This window comes from Streptomyces sp. NPDC102259 (genome assembly GCF_044766465.1).
In the GTDB taxonomy this organism is placed as follows: domain Bacteria; phylum Actinomycetota; class Actinomycetes; order Streptomycetales; family Streptomycetaceae; genus Streptomyces.
The window spans coordinates 25,594-52,203 of record NZ_JBIWMA010000028.1 but is presented as its reverse complement, the minus strand read 5'-3'; the positions used below and the strand labels follow the sequence as shown (position 1 = coordinate 52,203).

Sequence of the window (26,610 nt, the reverse complement as noted above, 5' to 3'; positions counted from 1 at the left end):
CCTCAGCAGCCCGCAGGCCCGGGAAACGCATATGCACGTTAGGGCAGGTCGTTCAGTCGTTCCTGAGGGGCCAGGACGTCCCTGTCAGAGGCCGAACAGCTCCGCCGCGTTGTCGTGGCACACCGCCCGCAGCCACTCGTCCCCCAGGCCCAGCCGCTCCAGGACGTGGAGCTGGTGCACGTACGGATAGGGGATGTTGGGGAAGTCGGAGCCGAGCAGGACGCGGTCGCCGAGCCCGGCCAGCCGGGGCAGGGCCCGGCGGGGGAACGGCATCAACGCCTCGGCGAAGTCGGTGAACGCCATCGTCGTGTCCAGCCGCACCTCCCCATACCGCTCGGCGAGGCCCAGGAACTCCTCGTACTCGGGCATCCCCAGATGCGCCACGACCAGTCGCAGCCGGGGGTGGCGCGCCAGCACCCGCGCGATCGGCTCGGGGCCGGTGTGCTTGCCGGGTGCCGGCCCGGAACCGCAGTGGATGACGACGGGGATCCCCGCCTCCGCCAGCAACCCCCATGGCTGATCGAGGAGTTCGTCGGCCGGGTCGTACGCCCCCACCTGCACATGCGCCTTGAACACGCGCGCGCCCGCCTCCACGGCCTCCCGGACGTACGTCTCGACGCCCGGTTCGGGGTAGAGGGTGGCGGTGTGCAGACAGTCGGGGGTGCGGCGGGCGAAGTCGGCAGCCCAGCCGTTCAGCCATCGGGCCATGCCCGGCTTGTGCGGGTAGAGCATCGCGGTGAAGGCCCGTACCCCGAACTCCCTGAGCAGGGCCGTTCGTTCCGTCTCCTCGTCGCGGTAGGTGATCGGCCACTCGAGCCCGCCGGTCCGCGGGCCGAGCGCGTCGAAGTAGGCCCAGACCTTGCGCAGGACCCGCTCGGGCATGAAGTGCGTGTGGACGTCGACGAGACCGGGAAGACCGAGTCGCCCCCAGAAGCGGCGCACCTCCCCGGCCTCCTCCCCCACGGAGGCGGGTTCGGCGGTGCCACCAGGGTCGACGGGTTCCATGCGGTGATCATCCATGGGGCCCACGATCGGCCCGGGTGAGGCGCCGGGTCCACTCCTTTGCGCGCGGATTCCGTGAGGGATCCGTCACCAGCCCCCCGGCCGTGTGGACCGGGGTCGGCACGAGCCGTCCGCGGCCGGGAGGTGGAGGTCGGGGTCCGGCCCTGCCGACGGCCCGTGCCTCTGCGCTTCGTGGGGCGGGGCGGCTGTCGGCGGACGGCCGTCGGCCTGGCCGGCGCGCGGCGGGAAGCCGGTGTCGCCGTCACGGCTTGGCCGGCTTCACCCTCCTGTCGACGCCGTTCACCCGTACGGTGACGTCCTTCCGGTTCCGCGCCCGGTCGGCCACGATCTCGTAGGACGTCACCTCTCCGTTCCGCCAGGCACAGCTGACCTCGTAGCCGCCCCGGGCGCGCAGCCCGGTGAAGGATCCCTCGGCCTTCCAGCCGTCGGGCAGCGCGGGCAGCAGGTCGATGACTCCGTCGTGGCTCTGGAGGAGCATCTCGGCCACCGCGCCCGAGATACCGAAGTTGCCGTCCATCTGGAAGGGCGGGTGGTTGCAGAACAGGTTGGGCAGCGTGTTGTAGGTCAGCAGTCCGCGCAGCATGATCTGGGCGCGCCGTCCGTCACGGAGGCGGGCGAAGAGGGCTGCCCGCCAGGGCCAGGTCCACGAGCGGCGGCTGTCGCCCGACACCGTCGCGGCCGTGAACGGGACGCCTTCCTTCTCGCCGCACCGTGCCTTGAGGGAGACGAGGGCGGCGGCGGCGAAGTCGGGCGTCCTGGGGGTGATCTGGCGGCCCGGGTAGACCGCGAAGAGGTGCGAGGTGTGGCGGTGGATGTCGGTGGGACTGTCGATGTCCTCCTGCCACTCCTGGAGCTGACCCCACCGGCCGATCTTGTTCGGCGCGAGGCGTGCCTGCAGGTCCGCGACCTTGGCCCGGTAGGCGGGATCCGCCTTGAGCACCGCCTCGCAGTCGAGGTAGTTCTGGAACAGGTCCCAGATGATCTGCTGGTCGTACATGACGCCGTCCTCGCGCGGCCCGTGCTCGGGGGACCAGCCGTTCGGCGCCACGAGGAGTCCGTCCTCGCGCTCCTCGAGATGGTCCTCCCAGAACTCGCAGATCTCCTTGATCATCGGGTGGGCGACGGTGCGGAGATAGGTCAGGTCCTGGGTGAACGCCCAGTGCTCGTAAAGGTGTTGGGCGTACCAGGCGCTCGCGACGGTGTTCCACTCCCACGAGTTGCCGCCGAAGATGCTCTGGCTGGTGCGGGCCGTCCAGCCGCGCGTGTCCTTGCCGAAGGCGTTGCGGGTCGCCACGCGGCTGGGCACGGCCACCTGCTCGATGAACCCGACGAGCGCCTCATGACACTCCGACAGGTTCGTCGTCTCGGCTCCCCAGTAGTTCATCTGGACATTGATGTTGGTGTGGTAGTCGGACGCCCAGGCCGGCTGGTTGCTGTCGTTCCACAGGCCCTGGAGGTTGGCGGGCAGGCCGTTCGGGCGGGAGGAACTGATCAGCAGGTACCGGCCGTAGTCGAACATCGTCTGTTCGAGTGTCGGGTCCTCCCCGCCCGCCGCGTAGCGCGCCAGCCGGGCGTCGGTGGGCAGGGCGACGACGGCCGCGGCGGAGGCGCCCCAGGCGACCGAGACCCGGTTCATGAGGGCGCGCGTCTCGGCGATGTGCCTGTCGCGCAGCTCGTCGTAGGGCCGGGCGGCCGCCTTGGCGAGCGTGCCGGCGACGATCGGTTCCGGTGCGGCTCCGCGCCATCCGGCGGCGGCGTCGAGCTTGTAGTCGGTGCGGGCGTCGAGGAACAGGGTGAGCGTCGTGCAGCCGCTGAACCGGAGCACCGGCCCGTCGGCGCCGAGCTCGCCGTCGGCGTGTACGGCCCGGACGGTGCACGCGTGCTTGAGCCCGTTGCCCATGACACCGCTGAACGCGATGCGTCCGGCGCCGGCGTCGACGGTCGTCGGGGCCTGGTCCTGCGCGGACGTCAGCGAGATCGCTCCGGAGAGTCCCCCGGCGTCGTCCGACGTGTACCGGAAGACCATGACGTCCGCGGACCGGCTGGCGAAGGCCTCCCGCAGGACGCGCTGTCCTGGCGCGCCGAAGCGGGTGACGTGGAGGCCGTCGACGAAGTCGAGGGTGCGCCGGTAGTCGACGACCGTGCGCTGAGCGCGGGTGTCGAAGCCCTCGCCCTCCAGCGCGATCTCCGCGATCTGGAGGCCGGTGGAGGACGCGCCGGGGGTCAGGGTGAGCCGGTAGACGCGGTAGGCCGTGCGGTGGGCGAGGGTGAAGGTCCGGGTCTCGCCGCGGCCGGCGAAGGGCGTCCCCGGCTGCTGCGTGTCGAGGGTCGTCCAGGCGGTCCCGTCCTGCGACGCCTCGAGCGTCCACTGTCGGGGATCGTCCCGCGGGCGGTCGGGGGCCGCCGTCAGCGTGTACGAGGTGACGGCGACCGGGCGGGGCAGGTCGGCCTGCCAGACGACGGCCGGTGCGGCGCCGTCGACCCGCCAGACGGTGGCCGGATCGCGGTCCGCCGAGCGCGAGATGTCCGTGGCCCGGGACCCGGGCCGGGCACCGGATCCCTGGGAGTGCCCGCTCGGCGACGACAGGTACACCGAGCCGTCCCCGCGGAGGTCGACGCCGGCCAGGCCGATCTCGCTCACCTGGAAATGGCTGACGCCCGCCTCGGGGACGAAGTCGAACCGGTAGAAGCGGTAGGCCGCGGTGTCGGCGCAGGCGAATTCCTTGGTCTGGAAGCGGCTCTCGAAGGGCGCCGGCAGGGTGCGGCTGTCCAGCGTGGTCCAGGTGGCGCCGTCGGCGGAACCGGAGAACGTCCACTCCCGCGGGTCCCGCTGGGGCACGTCGTCGGCGCTCGTCAGACGGTAGGAGGCGACCGCGACGGGGGCGGGCAGTTCGACCTGCCACCGCACCTTCGTACCGGGCCCCTCGATGCACCACTTGGTGCTCGATTCGCCGTCATACGTCTTGTCGACGCCCTCCGACGCGGAGGACCTGTACGGTCCCCCCGGAGCCGTGACCGTGGCCTTCGGGCGGGAAGCGAAGGTGACGACGAGGTCGCCGAAGTCGCGGTACGAGCCGAAGCCGGTCATGCCGGTGTCGAAATCGCTGTCCGGTTTGCCGGCCAGGGCGTTGTCGTAGTCGTTGACGCCGCCCCACAGGCTCTGTTCGTTGAACTGGACGCGCTCCTCGTAGGGATCGGCGAAGAGCATGGCGCCGAGCCGTCCGTTGCCGATCGGCAGGGCCTGCGACTGCCAGTCCGCGGCGGGGACGGAGTACTTCAGCGCCTTGCGCGACAGGGTCGGCCACTGGACGCCCGCCGACGCGTGGGCCTCGGCGGCGACGGCCTGTCCGGTGGCGGTTATGCCCGTCAGCTGGGTGGCCAGAGGCGCGACGGCGAGAGCACCACCGAACTTGAGGATGCTGCGTCTCTGCGGTTGCGATTCATTGATCACAGTAAGATCTCCCGGCCTATTCATCGGCTCTTTCACGGAAGGAGAAGCGGCCACATCGACATCCGTCGAGGGCGTAGGCGTCACCAGCCATCCTCACGGGAGGATAGATCGGATGTCTAGAGGGCGGTCAGCCCTCCGCTGACGGTCCGTCCGCGTCGACGTGGCTCGCCGCGAGCCAGTGCTCGACGGCCGCCACATGGACCGTCGCGGCGGACACCGCCAGCAGTGCGTCACGCGCCACGAGCGCGCGGAGGATCTCGTCGTGTTCCGCGTGCGCGCGCTCCACGGCGCGCCGCGCCCGGCTCCCCCGCACGATGCGGACCCGCTGGGTACGGGTGGAGAGGACGCGCAGCAGCATGGACAGCACGGGGTTGCCGACGGCTTCGACGATGCGCAGATGGAAGGCGATGTCGTGGGCGACGAACTCGTCGACCGTGGCGGCCGCCCGGGACCGTTCGAGAATGGCGCCGAGTTCTTCGAGGTCCTGGGCGGTCAGCAGAGTGGCTGCCAGCCCGGTCGCCGGCGGCTCCAGCAGTCTGCGCACCTGCAGCAGTTGAAGGGCGGTCCGCCCGTGGGAGACGTCGGCGGCGAAGGACATCGTCTCGAGCAGGAGGTGCGGCTCCAGGCTGGACACATAGGTGCCGTCGCCCTGCCGGGCGACCAGGATGCGCATGGCGGTCAGCGCGCGGACCGCCTCACGCAGCGAACTCCGCGACAGACCGAGCTGACCGGCGAGCGCGTCCTCCTTGGGCAGGCGCGAGCCGGGCGCGAGTTCCCCCGCGACGATCATCGCCTTGATCTTCTCCATCGCCTCGTCCGTCAGTGCCACGAGGGGCGCCTCTCCGTCCCGAAGGAACACGACGGGGCTCCGCGCGGACCCGGAGCGGGCCCGCGCGATGCCCCGAGTACCGCGTCTACTCCTGCTTCTCGCCGGAGGCGAAGCGGGAGATGATCAGCGCGACGATGATGATCGCGCCGTTGAGGAACTGGTTCCACAGCGGCGGTACGCCCGCCAGTGTCATGACGTTGACGACCAGTTGGAGGGTCAGCACACCGGTGAGCGCGCCGAACACCGAGCCCTTGCCGCCGTTGAGGCTGACCCCGCCGATGACCGTCGCGGCGAACACCTGGAAGATCCAGCCGCTGCCCTGGGTGGCGGAGATGGAACCGTAGTGGCCGCTGTAGAGGATGCCGGCGAACGCGGCCAGCAGGCTGCCGATGATCAGGACGACCCACACGATCCGGTCGACCCGGATGCCGGCGGTCCGGGCGGCCTCCGCGTTACCGCCGATCGCGTACAGCGCCCGCCCGTGCCGCAGCCAGGCCAGCGCGCACCCGCCGACGGCGAACAGCACCGCGCAGATCCAGATGGCGGCCGGGACGCCCAGCCAGGAAGCCTTGCCCAGGTAGGTGAAGGAAGGGGGCAGATCCACGATGGACTGGCCTTCGGAGAGGGCCACTTGGAGTCCGCGCAGCATGGTCAGCCCGCCGAGCGTGACGATGAACCCGTTCAGGCGCAGCTTGAGGATGAGGAACCCGTTGAGAGCGCCGATCGCCACCCCCACCAGGAGGCAGAGCGGGATCGCCGTCCACTGCGGGAAGAGCCCCAGTCCGTCGAACCGGCCGCCGCTGGTGGGCAGGACGAGCCATACGGCGATGACGGGCGCCACCCCGATCGTGGACTCCAGGGACAGGTCCATCCGGCCGACGATCAGGATCAGCGCCGTGGCCAGGACGAGCAGGCTCAGCTCGGTCGACTGCTGGGCCACGCCGATGAGGTTGTCGGAGGTGAGGAAGGCCGGAGAGACGATGAACCCGATCAGGCCCAGCACGAGGATGGCCGGGACGAGGGACAGTTCACGGAAGCGGCCGAGATCGAGTCCGCGCCGGCTGCCCTTGGCGGTCGTCTGCGCCACGCTCGCTGCGGGGTCGGTGACATCGGTGGTGGCGGACATGACTACCTTCCGTGCTCTTCGGTGTCGGCTGCTGCGGGGGTACCGGCGACGCCCTCCATGGCGGCGACCATCTGATCGTCCTTCCAGCCGCGGTCGAACTCCGCGACCACGCGTCCGTGGAACATGACGACGACCCGGTCGCACACCCTGAGGTCGTCCAGTTCGTCGGAGACGATCAGCGCGGCCTTCCCGGCTTCGGCGACCCCGCGGATCCTGGCGAGCAGGAACTCCTTGGACTTGACGTCCACTCCGTTGGTGGGTCGGATGGCGACCAGGACATGAGGGTCTGTGGCCAGGGCCCGGGCCACGACGACCTTCTGCTGGTTGCCGCCGGAGAGCGCGGAGACCGGGGTGCCCGCACCCGGCGTCTTGATGTCGAGATCGCGGATCATGCGCTGGGCGAAGGTCCTGGTGCGGGCCGGCAGGACGGTGCCGAACGGGCCGAGCTGGTCGGTGACGGTGAGGGTCGCGTTCTCGGCCACGCTGCGATGGTGGACGAGACCCTGCACGTGGCGGTCCTCCGGCACCAGGCCGACGCCCGCGGTGAGGGACGCCGGGACGCTGCCGGTACGGACGGTCCGCCCGTCGACCGAGATCCGGCCTCGCTCGGCCCGGTGCAGCCCGGCGACGGCCTCGCCCACCTGGACGTTGCCGCTGGCGGTGGCGCCCGCGAGGCCGACCACCTCACCGGTGCGGACGGAGAGCGACAGGTCTCGGCACGTGCCGGACAGGGTCAGTCCGTCGACGGTCAGGAGCTCCTTGGCGCCGGCCGGGGAGGCCGTCCGCGCGTCGTCGGCACTCGTCGTCGTGGCGGACTCGCCGGTCATGGCCTCGACCAGCTCGTGCTTGCCGAGTCCGGCCACCGCCGCGGTGCGGATGTGGGCCGCGTCGCGGTACACGGTGACCGTGGCGCACAGGTCGTAGACCTCTTGCAGATGGTGGGAGATGAAGAGGAAGGCGACCCCCTGCCGTTGGAGGTCCCGGAGCTTGTCGAAGAGCCGGTCGATTCCGCGGGCGTCCAGCTTGGCCGTCGGCTCGTCCAGGACGATGAACCGGGCGCCGAACGACAGGGCCCGTGCGATCTCGACGAACTGCCGCTGCTCCACGGTGAGATGCCTGGCCCGGACCGTGGGGTCGACGTCCACTCCGTACTCGCCGAGGAGCTGTTCGGCGCGCCGGCGCAGTTCCTTCCAGCGGATGGGGCGCAGCGCGGCGTCGCTCTGCCGGTTGAGGAAGAGGTTCTCGGCGACGGTCAGATCGCCGATGATCGTGGACCGCTGGTAGACGCAGGCCACCCTGGACCGCCAGGCGTCGATGTCGCCGAAGGCGGGCGCCGGTTCGCCGGAGAAGCGCAGGGTGCCGGTGTCGGGCTGCTGGAGCCCGGTGAGGAGGGACACGAGCGTCGACTTGCCCGCGCCGTTGCGTCCGACCAGGGCGTGCGACTCGCCCGCGGCGACGGTGATGCGGGCGTCGCGCAGTGCGACGGTGGCGCCGTACCTTTTGCTGATCCCGGTCGCCTCGGCCACCGGGGCGCGGCTCACGGGGCCTGTCGCCGGGGCGGTCGCGGAGTCCGCCATGGTGAGTACCGTCCTTCTGGTCCGGATGCGGGGGTACGGGCGTGGTGGGGGCGGGGCGGGGCGGAGCGACGAGGCGGGCGGAGGGACAAGGTGCGCCGGCCCCTCCGCGTGCGTGCCCTCGGGGTGGGTCGCTAGCCGACGTTGTTGCCCCACAGCGTCTTGTCCTCGACGTTGTCCTTGGTCACCAGCGGGGCGGGCAGCTGGTCCTCGAGCCCGTTCGGGATCTCGATGATCGTGGAGTCGTGGTCGGTCTTCCCGGCCTTGAACGTCTTGCCGTCGGCCGCGGCCTGGGCGTAGTACAGCGCGTACTTGGCGTAGAGGTCGGCGGGCTGGGAGACGGTCGCGTCGATCTGCCCCTTGCGGATCGCGTCGAACTCCTGCGGGATGCCGTCGTTGGAGATGATCGAGATGTGCCCCTTCTGGCCGGCCGGCTTGAGCAGCCCCTTCTGCTCCAGCAGGGCCAGGGTCGGCTGCAGGAACACTCCGCCCGCCTGCATGTAGACGCCGTTCAGGTCGGGGTGCTGGGCGAGCAGGCTCTGGAGCTTGGCCGAGGCCACGTCGCCCTTCCAGTCGGTGGGCAGCTCGAACACCTTGATCTTCGGGAACTTCTCCTTCATACAGGCGGCGAAGGCCTCGGAGCGGTCGCGCCCGTTGATGGAGTCTAGGGCGCCCTGGAGTTCGGCGACCTTGCCCGTGCCGCCGAGCTGCTTGCCGAGGAACTCGCAGGCCTTGGTGCCGTACGCCTTGTTGTCGGCGCGTACGACCATGTAGACGTCACCCTTGTCGGGGCGGGTGTCGACGCTCACCACGGGGATCTTCTTCGAGGCGAGCGTGTCGAGCGTGGAGGCGATGGCGCCGGTGTCCTGTGGCGCCATGACGACCGCCTTGGCGCCCGTGTTCTGGAACACCTGCACATTGGCGACCAGTTTGGTGACGTCGTTCTGCGAGTTACTGAGCGGCAGCGCGTTGACGCCGTCGGCCTTGACGTCCTTCTTCACGTAGTCGGCGTAGGAGTTCCAGAAGTCCGAGTCGGAGCGCGGCAGGTCGATGCCGATGGCAGGCTTGTCCGCGCTGCCCGCCGCACCCGAGCTGGTGCTCTCGCGGTTGCATGCGGTGACGAGGGCGAGCGTCACGAGGACGGCGCCGACGGCTGCGGCGGCGGAGCGGGTGCGAGCGAGCTTCATGGCCGTGTGTTTCTCCTTAGCCAGGGCAGGGCGGTGCGCGGCGGCGGCAGAGGCGTCCGTGCCCGGTGGGCGGGGCGAGAACGCCAACCGTGAGGGTGGCTGCCGAGGGTGTGCGCGGACCGAGCCGGCGGGGATGGGATGAGGGTGAAGTCGAGGGCCGAGAAGGCGGAGCTGAACAGCCGAGAGCAGACAGTGAAGCTGATTCCTCCGATGTATCCGGGACGACGTGGACGTTACGACGGCGTTGCCGACGTTGACAAGGGTCCCGTCCCCAACGATTTCCACAGCGTCACCCGGCGTGCGGTCACCAGCCCGACCGACGACCTTCCTTGCCTCTACCCGAGCCTGACTGAGCTGCGCTGACTCCCCGCCGTCCACCCGGGGCGCGACAGATTCGGGAGTTCACGATTCGGCATAGTCCCGGTTCGGAAGCGATGTCCGGACCCCCTCTCGTCCGTCGCCGCCGCGGCGGACGTGCCGAGCAACTCGGCGGCCCGGAGGCGGTGGCGGCGTCTCGCCACCGATCCGCGGCGGGTCTTCGGTCCGCCGCGCGACAGGACCGGCGGGCATTCGTCCGACGGCCCGCGCCCGGCCGGCGAGACCGCCCCGACGAATGCCGACAAGTCTCTGCGGACTTCCATGGGAGCGGCCGGATCGCGCAGGATACATCCGAGGACTGCATTGCCCGGACGCCCATCAGCCCTTACAGTCACGGAGTCGTCATTCCTCCGATGAATGTGGGTCGAGTCCAGGCCGTGCGCGTGATCCGGCCGGTGACCTGTGCAGAGAGGCCGGCCCGGCTCGCCCGGCGGCTCTTCGCGGCACCGGGCACGGGGCACGCGGTACGGGCACGGGGCCCCGGAAGCGCACTCGCGGAGGAAACACCCATGAAGCCCCCATGGCAAGGGAGTTGCTCAGTGAAGCTGCTACGCGTCGGTCCCCCGGGAGAGGAGCGGCCCGCGGTCCGCGTCGACGACGACCGACTGCTGGACCTGAGTTCGGTGACCCCCGACATCGACGGCGTCTTTCTCTCCTCGGGCGGTGTCGACCGGGCGCGTGCGGCGGTCGAGGCCGGCGATCTGCCGGAGCTCGACGCGGAGGGCCTGCGTGTCGGCGCGCCCGTCGCCCGGCCGGGGAAGATCGTCTGCGTCGGTCTGAACTACCGTGACCACGCCGCCGAGACCGGGGCCGCGATCCCGGCCCGTCCGGTGGTCTTCATGAAGGACCCGGGCACCGTCGTCGGCCCTCGTGACGAGGTGCTGGTCCCGCGCGGCTCCCGGAAGACCGACTGGGAGGTCGAGCTCGCGGTCGTCATCGGACGGCGCGCCCGCTATCTGGCGGGTCCCGGGGAAGCGCCGGAGGTGATCGCGGGATACGCGGTCAGCCATGACGTCTCCGAGCGCGAGTTCCAGCTCGAGTACTCGCCGCAGTGGGATCTCGGCAAGTCCTGCGAGACCTTCAACCCGCTCGGCCCGTGGCTGGTCACCGCCGACGAGGTCGCCGACCCGCAGGACCTGGGGCTCCGGCTGACCGTCAACGGCGTCAAGCGTCAGCACGGCCACACCCGCGACATGATCTTCCCGGTCCACCACCTCGTGTCGTACCTGAGCCGGTACATGGTTCTGGAGCCGGGTGACGTGATCAACACGGGTACGCCCGCGGGCGTGGCCCTCGGCCTGCCCGGCACCCCCTACCTGCGTCCCGGCGACACCGTCGAACTCGAGATCGACGGGCTCGGCGGCCAGCGGCAGACCTTCGGCCAAGCGTGAAAGGCACCCCCTTGTCTGCAACCCCCGCCCGGATCATCTCGGTCGACACCTACGACATCCGCTTCCCGACCTCCCGGGAACTGGACGGCTCCGACGCGATGAACCCGGACCCCGACTACTCCGCCGCCTATGTGGTGCTGCGCACCGACGCCGACGACGGGCTCGAAGGCCACGGCTTCACCTTCACGATCGGGCGCGGCAACGACGTCCAGGTCGCGGCGATCGGCGCCCTGCGCCCTCACCTGCTGGGCCGCTCCGTCGAGGACCTGTGCGCCGATCCGGGATCGCTCAACCGCGATCTGATCGGCGACAGCCAACTGCGCTGGCTCGGCCCCGAGAAGGGCGTCATGCATATGGCTATCGGGGCGGTGGTGAACGCGGTGTGGGACCTGACCGCCAAGCGGGCCGGGCAGCCGCTGTGGCGTCTGCTCGCGCACGCCGATCCCGAGTGGCTGGTCTCCCAGGTCGACTTCCGCTACATCGCCGACGCCCTCGCCCCCGAGGACGCCCTGACCCTGCTGCGGGACGGGCGCGCCGGGCTCGCCGAGCGCGAGGCGGCCCTGCTGGAGCTCGGCTACCCCGGGTACACCACCTCGCCGGGCTGGCTCGGCTACTCCGACGAGAAGCTGACCCGGCTCGCCAAGGAAGCGGTCGCGGACGGCTTCACCCAGATCAAGCTCAAGGTCGGCGCCGACCTGGCGGACGACATCCGGCGGCTGCGCACCGCCCGCGCCGCCGTCGGTGACGGCATCCGTATCGCCATCGACGCCAACCAGCGCTGGAACGTCGGCGAGGGGATCGAGTGGGTCCGGGCCCTCGGGGAGTTCGACCCGTACTGGATCGAGGAGCCCACCAGTCCGGACGACATCCTCGGCCACGCCGCGGTCCGCGAGGGCGTCGCGCCCGTGAAGGTCGCCACCGGCGAACACGTCCAGAACCGCATCGTCTTCAAGCAGATGCTCCAGGCCGGCGCCCTCGACGTCCTCCAGATCGACGCCGCCCGCGTCGGCGGCGTCAACGAGAACCTGGCGATCCTGCTGCTGGCCGCGAAGTTCGAGGTGCCGGTGTGCCCGCACGCCGGCGGTGTGGGGCTGTGCGAGCTGGTGCAGCACCTGTCGATGTTCGACTACGTGGCCCTGTCCGGCACCACCGAGAACCGGGTCATCGAGTACGTCGACCACCTCCACGAACACTTCGTCGCACCGGTGGTGATCCGCGACGGCCACTACACCGCGCCGCTGTCCCCCGGCTTCTCCGCCGCGATGCACCCCGGCTCCCTCGCCGAGTACCGCTACCCAGACGGCACCTTCTGGGCCGCCGACCTCGCCGCAGGGGACCAGCCCTCATGACCGGCGTCTGGGGCCTGACGGCTGTCGTGACCGACACCGCCCTCATCGCCATGGACGGCGGTATACAGGGACTCCGGCTCCCGCCCGGCCGCCACCCGGCGCTCCCAGGTGCCGTCGAGCGCCCAGTTCCGCAGAGGCTCGATCCTGGCCCACCGGGCATCGGTCAGTCGATGCCTTCGACGATGCGGAAGTCGCGCTCGACGCCGTCGGCGAGGGCGACCAGCGCTTCCTGGTAGGCCGCACTCTCGCGCGCCGCGACGGCCTGCTCGAAGCTGTCGAACTCGATCAGGACGGTGCGCTCGGCGATTCCGGCCTCATACGCCACGACCCGACTACCGCGGGAGAGGACCCGACCGCCCCCGGCCTTGACGGCCGAAGGGGCCAGCTTGTTGTAAGCAGCCAGCTTCTCGGGGTCTGAAATGGTGCGGTAGACGCTGACCCAGTAGCCCTTGGGCATGGAACCTCCAGTGGTGGGATGAGTGCATCTGACTTACGGGTTGGTCTCGGACGAGCGTCGGCGGGCGGGAGCGAGGCTCGCCAGCGTCGTGATCGCCATGGCGCCGATGCCGACCAGCGCCGCGGTGGTGTAGGCGCTGTCGTCGGGGAAGAGGTGGCCGGGGCCGGTGCCCGCGGCGAGGATCAGGCCGCCGATGGCGCTGCCCAGGGAGTACCCGACGCTGCGGACGACGTAGTTGAAGCTCATGGCGCTCGACGTCTCGCTCCTGGGGGTGACGGCCAGGATGACGCCGGGCATCGCGGCCGAGAACCCGCCGACGCCGAAGCCGAGCACGCCCATCGCCGCGAACAGTTCGGCCAGGTCCGACCGGGCCGCCGCGAACAGGGCGAACCCGCCGCCGACCACGACGGCGCTGCCGGCCAGGAGCAGGGGATCGGCGATCCGCGTCCGGACTCGCGGCGTGAGCTTGCCGGCGACGAACCCCAGCACCGAGAACGGGATGAGGACCAGCCCGGCGACGAAGGTCGTCAGCCCGAAGCCGTAGCCGGCCCCGTGCGGCGTCTGCGCGTACCGGGTGATGAGCGTGAGCAGGAGGTACATGCCGATCCCGCCGACGAACATGGCGAGGTTCGCCCCGGCGACCGCCGGGTGCCGCACCGCCCGCACATCGACCAGGGGCGTCGTGCTGCGCAGCTCGATGACGGCCCAGACGCAGAGCAGCACCGCCGCGACGACGGCGAGGCCCGCCGCCACGGCGAGGTGCCGGCTCCACAGATTCCGTTCGCCGGCGAGGAACAGCACCAGCAGCAGCGCGGCGGCCAGGACGACCGCGCCTGCCACGTCCACGTGGGCGGAGCGGCCTTCGGGAGCCTCGGGCATGGAGCGCCACGCGGTCAGGAGGGCGGCGGCGGTGACGACCAGGCCGAGGCCGTAGGCGGCCCGTACCCCGCCGAGTTCGGCGAGCAGTGCGGCCAGCGGGTAGCCGACGCCGGCCCCGATGATCGAGACCACCGAGATCAGGGCGATCACGGCCGCGCTGCGCTCCTCGGGGAGGTGGTCCCGGGCCACGCCCATCATCAGTGCCGTCAGCCCGAGCCCGACGCCCTGGGCCGCCCGGCCGGCCAGCAGCCACGCGAACGGCAGCGGCAGCACGGTGAGCGCGCTGCCGGCGACGACGACCGCCAGCGTGGCGAGGATCGTGGCCCGCCGGTGCGGGCCCGCTCCGAGTCGGCCCAGGACCGGCGTGGCGACGGCGCCGCTGAGCAGCGCGACGGTCAGCGTCCACTGCGCGCTGCCGAGCGAGACGTGGAACGAGGTGGCCACGCTGGTGATGAGCGGCGTCCCGAGACTGGCGACCGCCGCCACGACCAGGGCGATGAACATCAGGGCGGGGACCAGCAGCCGTGCCTCGGAACGCGCCGCCGGGAACGCCTTCACCGGGACCCCGCCGACCGGCTGCCCGGTCACTGCTTCGGCCTTTCGCGGTCCTGGCTTTCGAGCTCTGCCAGATGCTTCAGCGCCGGAAGGGCCGCCACCAGCGCCTCGACCTCGTCGCCGGTGAGCTCGCCGATCAACCGCTCGAACGCGTGGACGCCCGCCTGGCGCCGCGTCCGGACATAGGAGGCGCCGGCCTCGGTCAGGCACACCAGCGTGACCCGCTTGTCGGACGCGTCGCCCCGCCGCTCGACGAGGCCGGACTCCTCCATCACCCGTACCAGGGCGGTCATCGCGGGCTGGGTGACGCCCTCGACCGCGGCAAGATCGGTGATGCGCTGCGGGCCGGTCCGGTCCAGGGTGGCCAGGGTGGCGGCGGACGTCAGGCTCATGTCCCGGGGCAGGCGTCTCGCGGCCCTGGTGGCCAGGCCGTAGAGGGCTGCCCCGATGGCGGCGGACGCGCCAGGAGCGGTGTCTTGACGACTCATGCTCGAAGCATAACGCTTTTATATTCATAGTTTATGGAAATGGTGGACTGCCTCGGACGGCCTCGACCGCTGGGAGCCGGTGACGTCGCGGTGCGCTGCCGCATCGACTTCAAGTACACCCTCGGCCTGGAGACCGTCTCGGGCAGTCCGAGCGACGGCCGGCGCGGCACTGCGCGGCAGCGCGGTCGCCCGGGTCGGCGTGGTGAGGACGGCGAGACAGCCGACGACCAGGGCGATGCCGGTCCAGCCGAGCAAGGGCAGGCGTTCGCCGACGACCAGGACGGCGAGCACGGCCGCGACGGCGGGTTCCAGCAGCGAGAGCGTGGTCGCGGTGCTCGCCGGTACATGTGCGAGGCCCCAGCCGAACAGGACGTAGCCGATGAACATGGGGACCAGGGCCATGTAGGTGCCGACGGCCGCGTGGGACCAGGAACCGACCAGAGGGGCGCCGGTGGACAGCAGCACGGGGACGAGCAGCAGGCCGCCCAGCCCGAAGACGGCGCCCATGGCCGCGCCGGAGGTGACCCCGCGGCTGATCAGACGGTGGGCCACCCAGGAGTACAGGGCGTACGTGAAACCCGCCGCCAGTCCCAGTCCCACGCCGAGCACGGTCGAGCGCACCGACCGGGCCCCGGCGCCGGAATGTGCCTGGGCCGCTTCGGCCACGCACAGCAGAACGGTTCCCGACAGGCCCATGGCCGCGCCGGTCGTCCAACGGCGCGTGAGGCGGCGTCCGTCCACCAGTCGTTCGATCACGGCCGACGCGAGAGGCGCGGAGCCGATCGACACCACCGTGCCGGCGGCCACACCTGCCATCCGCATGGAGGTGTAGAACGCCAGCGGGTAGGCCGCCACCGCCAGCGCGCCGAGCACGACCACCCCGCGCTGCGCGCGCAGCTCGGACATCTCCCGTGCGATACGCGGGGCGGCGACGAGGGCTTGGAGGAGTCCGCCCAGGCCCATGGCGGCGGCACCGATCGCGAGGGGACCCACGGCTGGGGCGAAGGTCGCGGCGGTGCCCGTGGTGCCCCACAGCACCGATGCCACGAGCACGCACAGCGAGCCCGCGCGCACCGAGCCGACCGCAGGTCCGCCGGACCGCGTCACAGCCGGTCCAGCAGGTTCGCCGCCATGGTCCGCGCATGCTCCAGTCGGGTACCCGCGCCCTCCAGGCCGGCGCGTGCCATCGCGCCCTCCAGCAGGAACGACAGCTGCTCCGCCATCGCGCCGGCCTCCTCGGGCCGGCCGGGCAGCAGTTCCCCGAGATGCCCGCGGAGCAGGGACTCGACCTCCTCCTTGTGCCGGCGCACCACGTCCCGCCCGTCGTGCCCGGCGGGCAGTTCGGCAGCCGCGTTCAGCAGGCCGCACCCCCGGAAGCCGTGCTCGTAGGCGAAGGCGGCGTGATCGGCGTACGCGTCGAAGACGGCCAGTACCCCGCCGCGACCGTCCCGGGCCTCCTCGAGCCGGTGCCGGTACATGCCCAGCCACTCCTCGTGCCGCGCATCGAGGTAGGCCATCACCAGGTCGGCCTTGGACGAGAAGTTGTTGTAGAGGCTCATCTTCGCCACGCCCGCCTCGGCGGTGATCGTGTCGATCCCCGTCGCCGTCACGCCGTCCGCGTAGAAGCGGCGCGCGGCGGCGGCGAGCAACCGCGTGCGCGCCTTACCGGGCGCCTTCGCGGGCCCCTTGCCGGACGCCGTCCCGGACGCCTTGCCCGGTCGCGGCGCAGCGGCGGGGGTGTCACTCATTCTGGATTCCTCCCACTTCTAGGTAGGTCAGTCTACCTAGAAATGGGCCAGCGGGTGTGCCGCGCCCAGGGGAGGAACCCTCCGGAGACGGAGCCGCTTCACACCCTCGCTCAGGCCGGCCGCCGGTCACCTGCCGCGGCGGCGGCGCCGGTCACGGTCGCGGGATCGACGCCGGTCAGTTCCACGATGCGGTGCGGCGGCACGCCGACGGCCAGTGCCCGCCCGATCAGATCGTCCCTGCCGCCGGCGCAGTCGCGGTAGGCGAGCAGTTCCTCCTCGACCCGGGCGTGCGCGGCCGGCGCCAGGTGATGGCGCACACGGTTCAGTTCCTCCTCGTTCAGCGGGACCGGCAGCCGTTCCGCTCCCTCGGGAACGGCTTCCCGCTCCTCCGGCGGCACGAGTCGCAGACGGGGGGAAGCCGCCGTGGTTCCCTGAGCGTCCAGCCACGCGCGTACCGCCGTGGTGTCCATGCAGGCGAGGTCACCGACGGCGGACGGTGCCACGCCGAGCGCCACGGCGGCGTCGTCCAGCAGAAACAGGTAGGCCTCGTCGGTCATGCTCGGCTCCTTGTCGACGGGAGACATCCGGCCACCCAGGTCGGGGGCCGATCGACGTCCCTCTACCCCACCACACCCGGATTACCGTCGGCCCATTGCCGTCGGCCCGCCCAGCCGCCTCACCGACCCGTCGCTCCCAGCCGTCAGGGGCCGGAGCCCCGGTCCACCGCACGGTGCACCACCAGGCTCTCCACCCCGTACGACAGCTCGGTGGTGACGTCGTCGGGAGGCGGGTGGTAACGGCCCGCGCACACCGAGAGGTTGACGATGAGGTAGGCGTGCCACGAGGACCCGACACCCCGTCCGTCGGCGAAGACCCGCTCCCCGTTCAGCGACCAGACCACGCTGCGCCTACCGAACGTCACGCTCATATCGATGACGCCACCGGGGCGGACGGCTGTGTCGCGCACGTAACTGTGGCCCTCGCGTACGTGGTTGCTCAACTCCAGGAGGTCGGCGTTGTCCGGGTGGTACTCGAACACGTCCACCTCGTTGCCGCCGTCCCGCCAGGTCCAGATCGCCGGCCAGGCGCCCAGCCCGGTGGGCAGGCGCACCCGGGCGTCGAGCCGGTCCCCGGTGCGGACCATGAAGCCCTCGGCGCTCTCCTCGGTGGTCAACAGGCCCGCGTCCCACAGCCCGTCGGCTCTGCGCGTGGCGCGGAACGTACCGGTGCGGGAGTGCGAGGGGTCGGCGGTGAGGTGGTCCAGTTTGTTGTCGCCGGGGTTGGTGGGACCGCCGTCGGGATAGGCCCACGAACGGCCCGCCACCCACTGACGGTCAGAGGAGAAATCAGCTGTGAAGACGACTGCGCTCACCCGCGGGCTCCCTCTGTCGCCGGGTACGGCATCACATGTCGGATTTCTCCCCAGAGACACCTCGGCCATGCGGCGCCCGGATTCGCGCGACGCGCGATTCACCCGTTCGGCGTAAGGCACGCGCGGCGCGCGGAACCGGACGGCATCCGTACCGGCCTTCGCCGCTCCGCCGTAGGCCCGCATGCGCTCGTTCGACGAAGGGCGCACGCTGTTGGCATGGGCCTTGCGCACCCCGTCGTGATCTATCCGCCCGCCGAGGACGGCGGGCGACGGGTGCGCGCCGGTGACCACTTCCTGGGCATGGCGTACGGCCTGCTGGACATCGCCGAGTTCCTCCGGGAAACCGGATTGGACGACGCCGACGAGGCCTACGTCGAGTCGTCCGCCCTCATCGAGTGGCGAGGCGGCGGCCCGAAAACCTGGCAGCACGACCCGGACCACGGGTGAGCACGTCGCCGGGTGCCCTCGGGATGCCGGACGGCGAGGTCGTGTGTTTCGCCCCGCGCGGGTCGGGCGGCCCCGGCGAGCGGGTCCGGTCACGTCGTGGGCGGGGTGGCGGCCGGGGGATGCGGCTCCCAGGCCTCGGCGAGACTGCCGTAGACGGTGAAGATGGCGCCGGCGCCGGTGATGGTCAGCAGGCGCAGCATCTGCGCGGGCGGTGCGGCGAGGACGAGCCGACTGCCGGTCTCCTGGGTGTGGCGACGAAGGCGTAGCAGGGCGTTGAGGCCGGAGGAGTCGCAGAACGTGACGCCGGTCAGGTCGAGGATCGCGGTGCGGTGGTCGCGGAGGACGCCCTCCACGGTGCGGTGCAGGACGTCGGCGGTGTTCAGATCCAGGTCACCGGCCACGGTGAGGGCGGTCGTCCGCTCCCGGATGTCGGCGACCTCGACGCGCAGGCCGGAGTTCATGACTGGCTGCTCCCGTCGTGGGTGCTGTGCGCGGTGGACGGATCGGCGGCGGCCGACAGTCCCGTCAGGGTCGCCGCGGACGCGGTGTCGTCCACGGCGGGGCCGAGCCATTCGCACATCAGGACGGTGGCGTCGTCCTGGAGTTCTCCGTCGTGATAGTCGAGGACGGCCTGGATGAGACGGCGCAGGGTCTCGGGGACGGGCAGGCCGTCGGCCTGCCGGCGGATGAGGAAGTCGGTGAAACGCTCGAGGCCGAACTCGCTTCCGCCGGGGCTGCGGGCCTCGGTGATGCCGTCGGTGCAGAACACGACGCGGTCTCCGGGCTGCAGTTGTTCGCGGCAGACGGTGCTGGCCAGCCCCAGGCCGGTGCCCATGGGATGGGCCGGAGGGCAGTGCAGGTGGCTGCTCCAGCGATTGCCGCGGATGATGATCGGCGGCTGGTGGCCGCGGTTGACCCAGCTCAGCACGCCTGTGCGGGTGTCGAGCGTGGCGAGGATGCCGGTGACATAGCGGCGCTGCCCGTACTGGTCGATCAGGGCGGCTTCCACGGCTTCGCCCTTGGCGACGAGGCCCGCGCCCTGTCGGCGGGAGTTGCGGCAGGCTCCCAGTGCCAGGGCCCCGCACAGCCCGGCCGCGGTGTCATGCCCCATCGCGTCGAAGAGCGTCAGATGCACGAGGGGACCGTCAAGGGCGTACTCGTACACGTCGCCGCTGATCCGGTGGGCGGGTTCCATCGACGCGGAGATCACGACCCGCCCGTCGGCGTACGTGCTGGGCGGCATCAGGTTCCACGCCATCTCGGCCGCGATGTTCAGCGGCTCGGTCCGCACCAGCCGGGCCAGGGTGTCGCTGGAGGTCCGTTTGGCGGTGATCAGGAGCGCCACGAGGGCGGCGAGGCGGTCCGCGTCCTCACGGGCGCGCGCGTCGTCGACGACGGACCGCACCCGCAGCAGCCCCAGCCGCTCGGTGCCGTCCACCAGCGGCACCCACCAGTCGGCTCCTCCCGTCTCCTGCGGTGCGGCGGACATGAGCCGGCCGTACTGGTAGGCGCGCCCGGGAGCGGTGCCCTCGATCCGGATGTGTTCTCCGGTGTCCGGCGGGGCCCCGTCCGGTCCGATGAGCAGGTGCAGCGCATGCCGTGGGAGATCGGCCACGTAGATCCACACAGCGGTGAAGCCCGCGGCCAGGGCGCATTCGCCGGCCTTCGTCGGCAACTCGTCGAGAGGCATCAGATGGCCGGCGTCCAGCAGACCGGCGAGCATCGCCCGCCCACCCGCCTCGCGGTCCACGTCCACGGCCCTCCTCCCCTTCCGACGGAAGCGGCTGCGGAATCCTCCTGCGGCTCCGGGTACCCCTTCGCGGCCCAGGGACGCGGGCGCCGGCTACGCCCACGGCGACGCGGGCTCGCGCGGTCCCCGGCGCTCCCCCGCCGTAGCGTTCCGTGGCGCGCCCCGTAGAGCTCCCTCAGGTACGGCGGTGGCGTGTGCGCATGACATCGGAGACGCGAACGCGGGTACCCGCAGCTGCGGAGGTAGCTCATGTTCGAGGCAAGCGATATCCGTGAATGGCGCGGCCATGACGTGGTGGACCCGCAGGGGCACAAGATCGGCGTCCTGGAGTCGGTCTACGTGGACACCGGGACCGACATGCCGTGCTTCGCCACGGTGACGGTCGGTCTTCCCACCCGTCGCCGCCTGGTGTTCGTGCCGCTCCTCGGGGCGACGGTCGGTCCGGGCTATCTGAAGGTCGCCCACGACAAGAACGCGGTGAAGAAGGCCCCGTCGATCGACCTCGACGGCGAACTGCACGCCCCGGAGGAACCGAAGGTCTTCGCGCACTACGAACTGGACTACGCGCCGGGCGTCGGCGGCGAACGACGCCTCGCCCGCCGCTGACACACCGAGGCCGCCGGGAGAGCCAATGAGCCTGTTTCTGTTTCTGATCCTCGTCGCCCTCGTCCTGGGCATCATCGGATTCGCGGCCCACGGGCTGTTCTACCTGCTGATCATCGGCGCGATCGTGCTCCTCGCCGATCTCTGCTATGCCGCGGTCCGCTTCCGCCGTGGCGGACGGAAGCACCGTATCGCCCGCTGACCTGCCGCACCGCCGTCGTTCGGCGCGGCAGGCCGGGCGCCCGCGACGCGTTCAGTTCGCCGTCAGCGCGGCGCGATCGCCGCCTCGGCCGCCGCCTTGATGCGGGCTCCGAAGCCGGGAGCGTCCTTGCGGGCGGCGGTGAGCGCCAGGCCGACGAGGACCTTGCCCAGCCCGTGGCCTTCGAGGACGTTGAAGATACGGACCCGGGTTCCGCCGCCGGGCAGCGGCTCCAGGTCGTAGCCGCCTTCGCGTACCGTCACGCTGTTCTTCGACGCCTCGGCCCAGCGGATCTTCGCCGGGGCTTCGAGTGCGGTGATGCGGAACTCCCTGGCGGTCTTCATCCCGGCGTCCTTGACCGTGCTCCGGAAGACGGTGCCCACCGTGGTCGGGGCGTCGGGAATCCGCTCGATCTTGAGCACCCGGGGACTGAACTGCGGATCGTTGCGCCCGTCGGCGAGGTAGGCGAACACCTCCTCGACAGCCCGATCGACCTCCACCGTCGCTTCGAACTGTCCTGACATGAGCACTCTCCATCCGTCGAGTCGCACGCGCGCGAAGGCCACGCCGTACCGCCCGTCATGTCGTGGCGGCGCCGCGACCCCATGGGACCACCGAACACCCCGCGCGGCAATCGGCAATGCTCCGCGGGGCGGGTGCGGCAAGGAGCACGGACACCTGTGCGAGCCGGGCGCGGGTTCGGAGAAACGCCCCGGGCACGCGGTGAGCGGGCCCGGGGCGATCTGCCGCGGAGGCAGCTTCGTTACACCGCGGCGATGCCCTCCATGCCGGATTCGGCGAAGGCGGGCAGACCTGTGACCGTCGTGACCTTGGTGAGGGCGCCGTCGCGGCCGACGCGGAAGCCGTCGACCGTGCCGGAGGTGGCGTTCTGGACGTAGACGAACCGGTCCTCGGCCACGGCGATGTCGATGACCCCCTGGGACTTCGCCGACGGAGCGGTGGCGATGCCGGCCTCGTCGGTCAGGGCGAGCCGGCCGTGCCGGTCCATCCGGTAGCCGGTGACCGTCGAGTTGCCGGTGTTGCCGCCGTAGAAGAAGTCGCCCGCCCGCTCCAGCCAGCACAACGTGTCCTGACCATTGGGCAGTGGCTTCTGCACGAGCTCCAACGCACCGCTGTGCCGCACCCGGTAGGTGCTGACGGTCGACTCGCCGGCCTCGGCGACCAGCATGCGGCCCGCTCCGTCGAAGGCGACGGCGAACGGAACCATGCCCGCGGATTTCGTCACCACGGGTTTCGCCGCCGGGCGACCGTCGCGGCCCACCGGGAAGACCTCTATGGTGTTCGCCGACTTGGTCGTGACCACCAGGTTCCGGCCGTCCGGCGTGAACGCGACCTGGCCCGGCGAGCTGCTGAACAACGGCACGCGCCCGTTCTCGAGGCCCAGGCCGCGCTTCGATCCGCTCAGTGGCTTCAGCCCCTTCGCGGTGATCCTGTATCCCTGGACGCTGCCGGCGCCGCCCGCGTTCAGCACGTACGCCAGGTTGCCCGAGACCGCGATGCCCGCGGGGAACTCTCCTCGCGTCGACACGGTCTGTCGATCCGTCAGCTGCTGGCCGTGCACCGCGAAGGATGTCAGCGTGCCGCTGCCCGCGTTGACCGCCAGCAGCCGGCCGGAACGCCCGTCGTAGACGAGACTCCCCTGCGAGGCGAGGGAGTCGGTGGGCGCGTCGACCTGGTCCCCGCCCCTGCCTCCGGTCGCGTACTCCCCCGCGGCGGTCAGCTTGCCGTCGTCGCCCCGGCGGAAGACATGGATGGTGTTGCCCGCGAGCTCGTTGCCCTGGACGAAGACGGCGTGGTCGGCCTTCGAAACGGTGACGGTCGGTGAGACCTGGCCCGCGGAGGCGACGTTGACCGTTGCCACCACGGCAGCGACAGCCACCGTGCCACCTCCGAGAACCGTCATCCTCTTCTGAAGCTTCGACCTGCGTTTGTTGTGCCTGCTCACGTGCGGCTCCTCGACTCCGGGGGGCTTGCGTGACCAGAGTTGCCGAAGTGACAGCAGTGGTGAAGGTGTCCGAGGTTCACGTCAGAGTCCCGTAAGAACCGCGCCGGGACGGTTCGGGCCGCCGAGGCCCGTCGACGACACGCCCCGGAGCACGACGCGGGCCCGCCGCGTGTGCGACGGGCCCGGTCTTCGTGGCCGAGGCGGGATGTGAACCCGCGACCTCTGGGTCATGAGCCCAGCGAGCTGCCTACCTGCTCCACCCGGCGACCTTCACTGCAGGACGCCGGGGACGTGGCGGGCCGAGGATGTGACGGGCCCTCAGGCGTTGGCGTGGCGGCGCGCGGCCGTCCGACGTGGGGCGGCGTGGTGCACGGACCGGCCCTCGCCGGCCGTCTGTTGACGCCACAGCCACAGCGAAGTCACCGACAGCAGACCGGCGAAGACCACCAGGAAGAGCACCGACACCCACATCTGCCGGCTCCCGGGGTCCTCCCATCCCGTCCACACGGCCGATGCGGCCCACAAGGCCGCACCGCCCGCGTAGACAGGGCGGACGCGCCGCAGCTGCCGCACGGCACGCACGGATTCGACGTGATCAGTTTTCTGTGCCATGTGGGCCCAGGTACCCCGATCCGCGCTCTTCATCAGCACTCGGACGGGGACGCGGCACGGACTGGTCGGTCGTGGCGCCGGATCACGCTGGGATGTCGACGTCGGCCGTCCGGTCCTGGGCACGGGAGCCGCTGTGCAGGACGACGGAAAGTCCCCGCGTCCGAGTGCCGTCCGGCAGCTGCCAGGAGCCGGCGACGTGGCCGATCGCCCGCGGGGGCGTGGGGGCAGCGTAGTCACCTCCCGCGCCGACTCCTCCGCGGCCTCGGTCTCAGCCCCGGCCCGGCCCGACGGGCGCGGTGATCTCCCGCTTGAGGATCTTGCCGCTGGGGCCGGTCGGCAGGCTGTCCACGAGCCAGACCTCACGCGGGTACTTGTACGCCGCCACCCGGCTCTTGACGAACTCCCTCAGCTCCTCCGGCGTGGCATGGGCGCCCGGGCGCAGGACGACGGCGGCCGCGATCTCCTCGCCCAGATGGCTGTGCGGCACGCCCACCACGGCGGCCAGGGCGACGGCCGGGTGCTCGTGCAGGACCTCCTCCATCTCGCGCGGGTACACGTTGTAGCCGCCGCGGATGATCATGTCCTTCTTGCGGTCGACGATGTACAGGTAGCCGTCCTCGTCCTGGCGCGCGAGGTCGCCGGAGCGCAGCCAGCCGTCCGGGATGGCCGTCGCCGTCTCCTCGGGGCGGTTCCAGTAGCCCTTCATCACGTTCGGGCCCCGCACGACCAGTTCCCCCACCTCACCCGGGGCGACGTCCTGGCCCTTGTCGTCGAGGAGCCGCACCCGCACGTCCCGGATCGGGGTGCCGATGGAGCCGGGCTTGCGCGGCCGGTCGGGGTGGTTGAAGGTGACGACCGGGCTGGTCTCGGACATGCCGAAGCCCTCCAGCACCGCACAGCCGAAGCGCCGCTCGAAGCCGTGCAGGACCTCCACCGGCAACGAGGCCCCGCCGGATATGCACATCCGCAGCGTGGACACGTCCACCTCCGACGGGTGCTGGAGCAGCGCCGCGTACATCGTGGGCACGCCCTCGAAGACCGTGGCCCGGTCGCGGGCGATGGCGTCCAGCACGGTCTGCGGTGCGAAGCGGGGGATCAGGGTCAGGGAGGCGCCGGCGCGGACGGCCACGCTCATCGTGCAGATCTGGCCGAAGATGTGGAACAGCGGCAGACAGCCCACCACCACGTCCTCCGGTGTCATGCGCTGGACGTGGACCGTGTTGACCTCGGTGTTGTGCCGCAGCCCGCCATGGGTGAGCGTGGCCCCCTTGGGGCGGCCGGTGGTGCCGGAGGTGTACAGGAGCACGGCCACGTCGTCGACGCCCGTCTCGGCCGTCTCGGGCAGCGGCTCGTGCCCGGCCAGCAGTGCGGCGAAGGCCGCGGGCTCGACGGCCAGGTGCCGTACACCGGCGGCGGCAGCGCCTTGGGCGCCTTCTCCCGGCGCCTGGTGCCATTCGAACAGCAGCACCGCCCCGGAGTCGTCGAGGTGGTACTCGGCCTCCCGCGTCTTCAGCAGCGGGTTCATCGGTACGACGATCCCCCCGGCGCGGAGCACGCCGTAGTACAGGACGACGAACTCGGGAACGTTGGGCAGCATCAGGGCGACGCGGTCCCCCGGCCGCACGCCCTCGGCCCGGAGCAGCGCGGCGGCGCGGGCGCTGCGCTCGTCCAGCTCCGCGTAAGTGGTGACCTGCTCGCCCAGGCGCAGCGCGGGTCGTCCCGGCTGCCGCTGTGCCGTCTCCACCAGGAACTGCGCCAGATTGGCCATGAGCCGCCTCCACGAACGTCATCGTTGAAATCCGTCGTTCACCTCCGCGACATCGTGCTGCCACACACGGCGACGGGCCATGGGCGGCAGGACAGCGCCACCCCTCCCGGATTGTCCCGGGGAACAAAACGATGGCGTTAAGCTGCGGGAATGGAGATCTCGGGCGTGGCCGCGGCGCTTCATTCCAGACTTCCGGAACTGGGTGAGCGGATCGCGCAGCGTATCCGCTCGGACGTCGACGCCTACGACGAGGAGTCGCTGATCCCCTTCGACTCGCTGCGCCGCTCGTGCACCGCCAACGCGGACCTCGTGCTGAGCCACCTCGGTCACGCGGACGCCCCGGATCCGAGCCCGGCCCGCGAGACCGGCCGGGTGCGCGCCGAGCAGGGCGTGCCGCTGGCGGACACCCTGCACGCGTACCGGGTCGGCTTCGAACTGCTGTGGACGGAGATCCTGCTGGAGTCACGTACGCATCCCGAGGTCTCCGACGACCAGTTGGTGTCCCAGTCCGCGGAGATCTGGGCGTTGTTCGGCGTGTACGCGGAGGCGGTGGCGGCGGCCTACCGGGAGACCTCCGCCGAGTTGACCTCGCAGGGCCACGCCCGGCGCTCGGCACTGGTGGAGGCGCTGTTCACCGGCGTCATCGCCGACCGGACCACACTGTGGGAGGCCGCCCGCGAGCTGGGCCTGCCCGAGCACGGCCCCTACGCGGTGGCCGCGGCGGCGGCCGGCGCTCCCGGCGAGGAGCCGATGGCGGGCATCGAAGCCGTGTTGCGTCAGGCCCAACTGGCTTCGGCGTGGCGGCTGTTGCCCGACCATCAGATCGGTGTGATCGCCCTGCCCACGCCGGCGGCGGAGAGCGCCTGTCTGCGTGTCCTGCGGCAGGCCCAGGCCCGCGTGGGCGTCAGTCCGTGCTTCCACTCCCTGCGGGACACTCCACAGGCGCTGCGCTTCGCTCGCCTGGCCGTGGCCGGGCTGCGGGGCACCGGTCCCGGTGTCGCGAGGTTCGACGACAATCCGCTGGCCATGGTGGTGGCCGCCGCTCCGGCGGAGGCGGCGCACCTCGTGGGAGTGGTCCTGCAACCCCTGGTCGATCTCCCGGTCGCGGAGCGAGCTCGTCTGTTGGACACCCTGGAACACTGGTTCGGCGCCGCCGGCTCGGCCACGGGCGCGGCCCGGGGCCTCTTCGTCCACCCCAACACGGTCCGCTACCGGCTGCGCCGTATCGAGGAGTTGACGGGCCGTTCCCTCTCCGACCCGCGTGCGGTGGCCGACATCGGCGCGGCGCTCCTGGCCGTCCGTAATGCCGGCGTCGGACCGGGCGAACAGCCGCCGCCCGCACCGGACTGACCCCGGCTCACTCCGGTCAGCTCCCCGCTCCGCCCGGTGCCGGCCCACCGCCGACGATCGGAGCGGCGTCCGCGACCCCGGCCGTCGGGCCCGCCCGCGCGGCGGGAG

At 71.3% G+C, this 26,610-nt stretch carries 25 protein-coding genes and 1 tRNA gene; 6 read left to right on the top strand and 20 right to left on the bottom strand.

Features of this window, described 5'->3' with window-relative positions:
- Positions 1-84 precede the first annotated feature (84 nt).
- From ACIRPU_RS38405 to ACIRPU_RS38380, 6 genes are all read right to left on the bottom strand, one after another.
- Positions 85-1,005 (bottom strand): amidohydrolase family protein, encoded by a 921-nt coding sequence (locus tag ACIRPU_RS38405; protein ID WP_403875982.1) that lies wholly within the window; start codon positions 1,003-1,005, stop codon positions 85-87.
- A gap of 259 nt (positions 1,006-1,264) precedes the next feature.
- The gene (locus tag ACIRPU_RS38400; protein ID WP_403875979.1) at positions 1,265-4,474 is read right to left on the bottom strand and encodes a glycosyl hydrolase family 95 catalytic domain-containing protein; all 3,210 of its coding nucleotides are present in this window, start codon (positions 4,472-4,474) and stop codon (positions 1,265-1,267) included.
- Between the two features lie 127 nt (positions 4,475-4,601).
- Entirely contained in the window at positions 4,602-5,303 is a 702-nt protein-coding gene (locus ACIRPU_RS38395) for a FadR/GntR family transcriptional regulator (protein WP_403875976.1), read from the bottom strand.
- An 85-nt stretch (positions 5,304-5,388) separates the two neighbouring features.
- Entirely contained in the window at positions 5,389-6,429 is a 1,041-nt protein-coding gene (locus ACIRPU_RS38390; protein ID WP_384120320.1) for an ABC transporter permease, read from the bottom strand.
- 2 nt (positions 6,430-6,431) lie between these two features.
- The gene (locus ACIRPU_RS38385) at positions 6,432-8,006 is read right to left on the bottom strand and encodes a sugar ABC transporter ATP-binding protein (RefSeq protein WP_403875973.1); all 1,575 of its coding nucleotides are present in this window, start codon (positions 8,004-8,006) and stop codon (positions 6,432-6,434) included.
- A 131-nt stretch (positions 8,007-8,137) separates the two neighbouring features.
- Positions 8,138-9,190 carry a sugar ABC transporter substrate-binding protein gene (locus ACIRPU_RS38380; RefSeq protein ID WP_403875970.1) on the bottom strand — a complete coding sequence of 351 codons (1,053 nt, stop codon included), beginning with the start codon at positions 9,188-9,190 and terminating at the stop codon, positions 8,138-8,140.
- A 917-nt stretch (positions 9,191-10,107) separates the two neighbouring features.
- Here ACIRPU_RS38380 and ACIRPU_RS38375 point away from each other — a divergent pair.
- On the top strand, positions 10,108-10,959 hold the full coding sequence (locus ACIRPU_RS38375) for a fumarylacetoacetate hydrolase family protein (protein ID WP_403875966.1): 852 nt from the start codon (positions 10,108-10,110) through the stop codon (positions 10,957-10,959).
- A gap of 11 nt (positions 10,960-10,970) precedes the next feature.
- The gene (locus ACIRPU_RS38370; protein WP_403875963.1) at positions 10,971-12,308 is read left to right on the top strand and encodes an L-fuconate dehydratase; all 1,338 of its coding nucleotides are present in this window, start codon (positions 10,971-10,973) and stop codon (positions 12,306-12,308) included.
- Positions 12,309-12,471: 163 nt separating this feature from the next.
- Here the strand turns inward: ACIRPU_RS38370 and ACIRPU_RS38365 are convergent, their stop codons facing one another.
- The 7 genes from ACIRPU_RS38365 to ACIRPU_RS38335 all read right to left on the bottom strand — a co-directional run bounded on the left by ACIRPU_RS38365 (position 12,472) and on the right by ACIRPU_RS38335 (position 17,807).
- Positions 12,472-12,765, bottom strand: a complete 294-nt coding sequence (locus ACIRPU_RS38365; protein ID WP_403875960.1) for a DUF1330 domain-containing protein — start codon at positions 12,763-12,765, stop codon at positions 12,472-12,474.
- A gap of 33 nt (positions 12,766-12,798) precedes the next feature.
- Positions 12,799-14,232 carry an MFS transporter gene (locus ACIRPU_RS38360; RefSeq protein WP_403875957.1) on the bottom strand — a complete coding sequence of 478 codons (1,434 nt, stop codon included), beginning with the start codon at positions 14,230-14,232 and terminating at the stop codon, positions 12,799-12,801.
- Positions 14,229-14,591, bottom strand: a complete 363-nt coding sequence (locus ACIRPU_RS38355) for a MarR family winged helix-turn-helix transcriptional regulator (protein ID WP_403876101.1) — start codon at positions 14,589-14,591, stop codon at positions 14,229-14,231. The genes ACIRPU_RS38360 and ACIRPU_RS38355 overlap by 4 nt, the downstream gene beginning before the upstream one ends.
- Positions 14,592-14,711: 120 nt before the next feature.
- Positions 14,712-15,794: a DMT family transporter gene (locus ACIRPU_RS38350; protein WP_403875954.1), complete on the bottom strand. Its 1,083-nt coding sequence runs from the start codon at positions 15,792-15,794 to the stop codon at positions 14,712-14,714.
- Positions 15,791-16,435, bottom strand: coding sequence for a TetR/AcrR family transcriptional regulator (locus tag ACIRPU_RS38345; protein ID WP_403875951.1), 645 nt, complete (start codon positions 16,433-16,435; stop codon positions 15,791-15,793). The genes ACIRPU_RS38350 and ACIRPU_RS38345 overlap by 4 nt, the downstream gene beginning before the upstream one ends.
- 110 nt (positions 16,436-16,545) lie before the next feature.
- A complete protein-coding gene (locus tag ACIRPU_RS38340) occupies positions 16,546-16,992 on the bottom strand; it encodes a DUF6003 family protein (RefSeq protein WP_403875948.1) in 447 nt (148 codons plus the stop codon).
- Positions 16,993-17,135: 143 nt separating this feature from the next.
- Positions 17,136-17,807: a beta-glucanase gene (locus tag ACIRPU_RS38335; RefSeq protein ID WP_403875945.1), complete on the bottom strand. Its 672-nt coding sequence runs from the start codon at positions 17,805-17,807 to the stop codon at positions 17,136-17,138.
- A 216-nt stretch (positions 17,808-18,023) separates the two neighbouring features.
- Between ACIRPU_RS38335 and ACIRPU_RS38330 the strand changes: the two genes are divergently transcribed.
- Positions 18,024-18,254, top strand: coding sequence for a hypothetical protein (locus ACIRPU_RS38330; RefSeq protein ID WP_403875942.1), 231 nt, complete (start codon positions 18,024-18,026; stop codon positions 18,252-18,254).
- A gap of 89 nt (positions 18,255-18,343) precedes the next feature.
- Here the strand turns inward: ACIRPU_RS38330 and ACIRPU_RS38325 are convergent, their stop codons facing one another.
- Complete coding sequence (locus tag ACIRPU_RS38325; RefSeq protein WP_403875939.1) at positions 18,344-18,715, bottom strand: STAS domain-containing protein; 372 nt, start codon at positions 18,713-18,715, stop codon at positions 18,344-18,346.
- Positions 18,712-19,977 (bottom strand): PP2C family protein-serine/threonine phosphatase, encoded by a 1,266-nt coding sequence (locus ACIRPU_RS38320; protein WP_403876098.1) that lies wholly within the window; start codon positions 19,975-19,977, stop codon positions 18,712-18,714. Before ACIRPU_RS38320 ends, ACIRPU_RS38325 begins: the two co-directional genes overlap by 4 nt.
- Positions 19,978-20,253: 276 nt before the next feature.
- On the opposite strand from ACIRPU_RS38320, the gene ACIRPU_RS38315 reads away from it, so the two are divergent.
- Together ACIRPU_RS38315 and ACIRPU_RS38310 are read left to right on the top strand one after the other, a co-directional pair.
- Entirely contained in the window at positions 20,254-20,610 is a 357-nt protein-coding gene (locus ACIRPU_RS38315; RefSeq protein WP_384120278.1) for a PRC-barrel domain-containing protein, read from the top strand.
- 25 nt (positions 20,611-20,635) lie between these two features.
- Positions 20,636-20,809, top strand: coding sequence for a hypothetical protein (locus ACIRPU_RS38310; protein WP_355706427.1), 174 nt, complete (start codon positions 20,636-20,638; stop codon positions 20,807-20,809).
- A 62-nt stretch (positions 20,810-20,871) separates the two neighbouring features.
- Here the strand turns inward: ACIRPU_RS38310 and ACIRPU_RS38305 are convergent, their stop codons facing one another.
- From ACIRPU_RS38305 to ACIRPU_RS38285, 5 genes are all read right to left on the bottom strand, one after another.
- Positions 20,872-21,330: an SRPBCC family protein gene (locus tag ACIRPU_RS38305; RefSeq protein WP_403875934.1), complete on the bottom strand. Its 459-nt coding sequence runs from the start codon at positions 21,328-21,330 to the stop codon at positions 20,872-20,874.
- Between the two features lie 239 nt (positions 21,331-21,569).
- A complete protein-coding gene (locus tag ACIRPU_RS38300; protein ID WP_403875931.1) occupies positions 21,570-22,706 on the bottom strand; it encodes a lactonase family protein in 1,137 nt (378 codons plus the stop codon).
- Between the two features lie 258 nt (positions 22,707-22,964).
- Positions 22,965-23,038, bottom strand: a tRNA-Met gene (locus ACIRPU_RS38295).
- Between the two features lie 52 nt (positions 23,039-23,090).
- The gene (locus ACIRPU_RS38290) at positions 23,091-23,384 is read right to left on the bottom strand and encodes a hypothetical protein (protein WP_403875928.1); all 294 of its coding nucleotides are present in this window, start codon (positions 23,382-23,384) and stop codon (positions 23,091-23,093) included.
- Positions 23,385-23,652: 268 nt separating this feature from the next.
- A complete protein-coding gene (locus ACIRPU_RS38285) occupies positions 23,653-25,152 on the bottom strand; it encodes a long-chain fatty acid--CoA ligase (RefSeq protein WP_403875925.1) in 1,500 nt (499 codons plus the stop codon).
- A gap of 150 nt (positions 25,153-25,302) precedes the next feature.
- Between ACIRPU_RS38285 and ACIRPU_RS38280 the strand changes: the two genes are divergently transcribed.
- Positions 25,303-26,502, top strand: coding sequence for a PucR family transcriptional regulator (locus ACIRPU_RS38280; RefSeq protein ID WP_384119198.1), 1,200 nt, complete (start codon positions 25,303-25,305; stop codon positions 26,500-26,502).
- Positions 26,503-26,610: the final 108 nt, after the last annotated feature.

What these genes read in the sequence shown, in the direction of transcription:
- ACIRPU_RS38405 (WP_403875982.1), bottom strand. Translation starts at nt 1,005, where the DNA reads ATGGAACCCGTCGACCCTGGTGGCACCGCCGAACCCGCCTCCGTGGGG.
- ACIRPU_RS38390 (WP_384120320.1), bottom strand. Translation starts at nt 6,429, where the DNA reads ATGTCCGCCACCACCGATGTCACCGACCCCGCAGCGAGCGTGGCGCAG.
- ACIRPU_RS38385 (WP_403875973.1), bottom strand. Translation starts at nt 8,006, where the DNA reads ATGGCGGACTCCGCGACCGCCCCGGCGACAGGCCCCGTGAGCCGCGCC.
- ACIRPU_RS38380 (WP_403875970.1), bottom strand. Translation starts at nt 9,190, where the DNA reads ATGAAGCTCGCTCGCACCCGCTCCGCCGCCGCAGCCGTCGGCGCCGTC.
- ACIRPU_RS38365 (WP_403875960.1), bottom strand. Translation starts at nt 12,765, where the DNA reads ATGCCCAAGGGCTACTGGGTCAGCGTCTACCGCACCATTTCAGACCCC.
- ACIRPU_RS38355 (WP_403876101.1), bottom strand. Translation starts at nt 14,591, where the DNA reads ATGAGCCTGACGTCCGCCGCCACCCTGGCCACCCTGGACCGGACCGGC.
- ACIRPU_RS38345 (WP_403875951.1), bottom strand. Translation starts at nt 16,435, where the DNA reads ATGAGTGACACCCCCGCCGCTGCGCCGCGACCGGGCAAGGCGTCCGGG.
- ACIRPU_RS38340 (WP_403875948.1), bottom strand. Translation starts at nt 16,992, where the DNA reads ATGACCGACGAGGCCTACCTGTTTCTGCTGGACGACGCCGCCGTGGCG.
- ACIRPU_RS38330 (WP_403875942.1), top strand. Translation starts at nt 18,024, where the DNA reads ATGGGCCTTGCGCACCCCGTCGTGATCTATCCGCCCGCCGAGGACGGC.
- ACIRPU_RS38325 (WP_403875939.1), bottom strand. Translation starts at nt 18,715, where the DNA reads ATGAACTCCGGCCTGCGCGTCGAGGTCGCCGACATCCGGGAGCGGACG.
- ACIRPU_RS38320 (WP_403876098.1), bottom strand. Translation starts at nt 19,977, where the DNA reads ATGCTCGCCGGTCTGCTGGACGCCGGCCATCTGATGCCTCTCGACGAG.
- ACIRPU_RS38315 (WP_384120278.1), top strand. Translation starts at nt 20,254, where the DNA reads ATGTTCGAGGCAAGCGATATCCGTGAATGGCGCGGCCATGACGTGGTG.
- ACIRPU_RS38310 (WP_355706427.1), top strand. Translation starts at nt 20,636, where the DNA reads ATGAGCCTGTTTCTGTTTCTGATCCTCGTCGCCCTCGTCCTGGGCATC.
- ACIRPU_RS38305 (WP_403875934.1), bottom strand. Translation starts at nt 21,330, where the DNA reads ATGTCAGGACAGTTCGAAGCGACGGTGGAGGTCGATCGGGCTGTCGAG.
- ACIRPU_RS38290 (WP_403875928.1), bottom strand. Translation starts at nt 23,384, where the DNA reads ATGGCACAGAAAACTGATCACGTCGAATCCGTGCGTGCCGTGCGGCAG.
- ACIRPU_RS38285 (WP_403875925.1), bottom strand. Translation starts at nt 25,152, where the DNA reads ATGGCCAATCTGGCGCAGTTCCTGGTGGAGACGGCACAGCGGCAGCCG.
- ACIRPU_RS38280 (WP_384119198.1), top strand. Translation starts at nt 25,303, where the DNA reads ATGGAGATCTCGGGCGTGGCCGCGGCGCTTCATTCCAGACTTCCGGAA.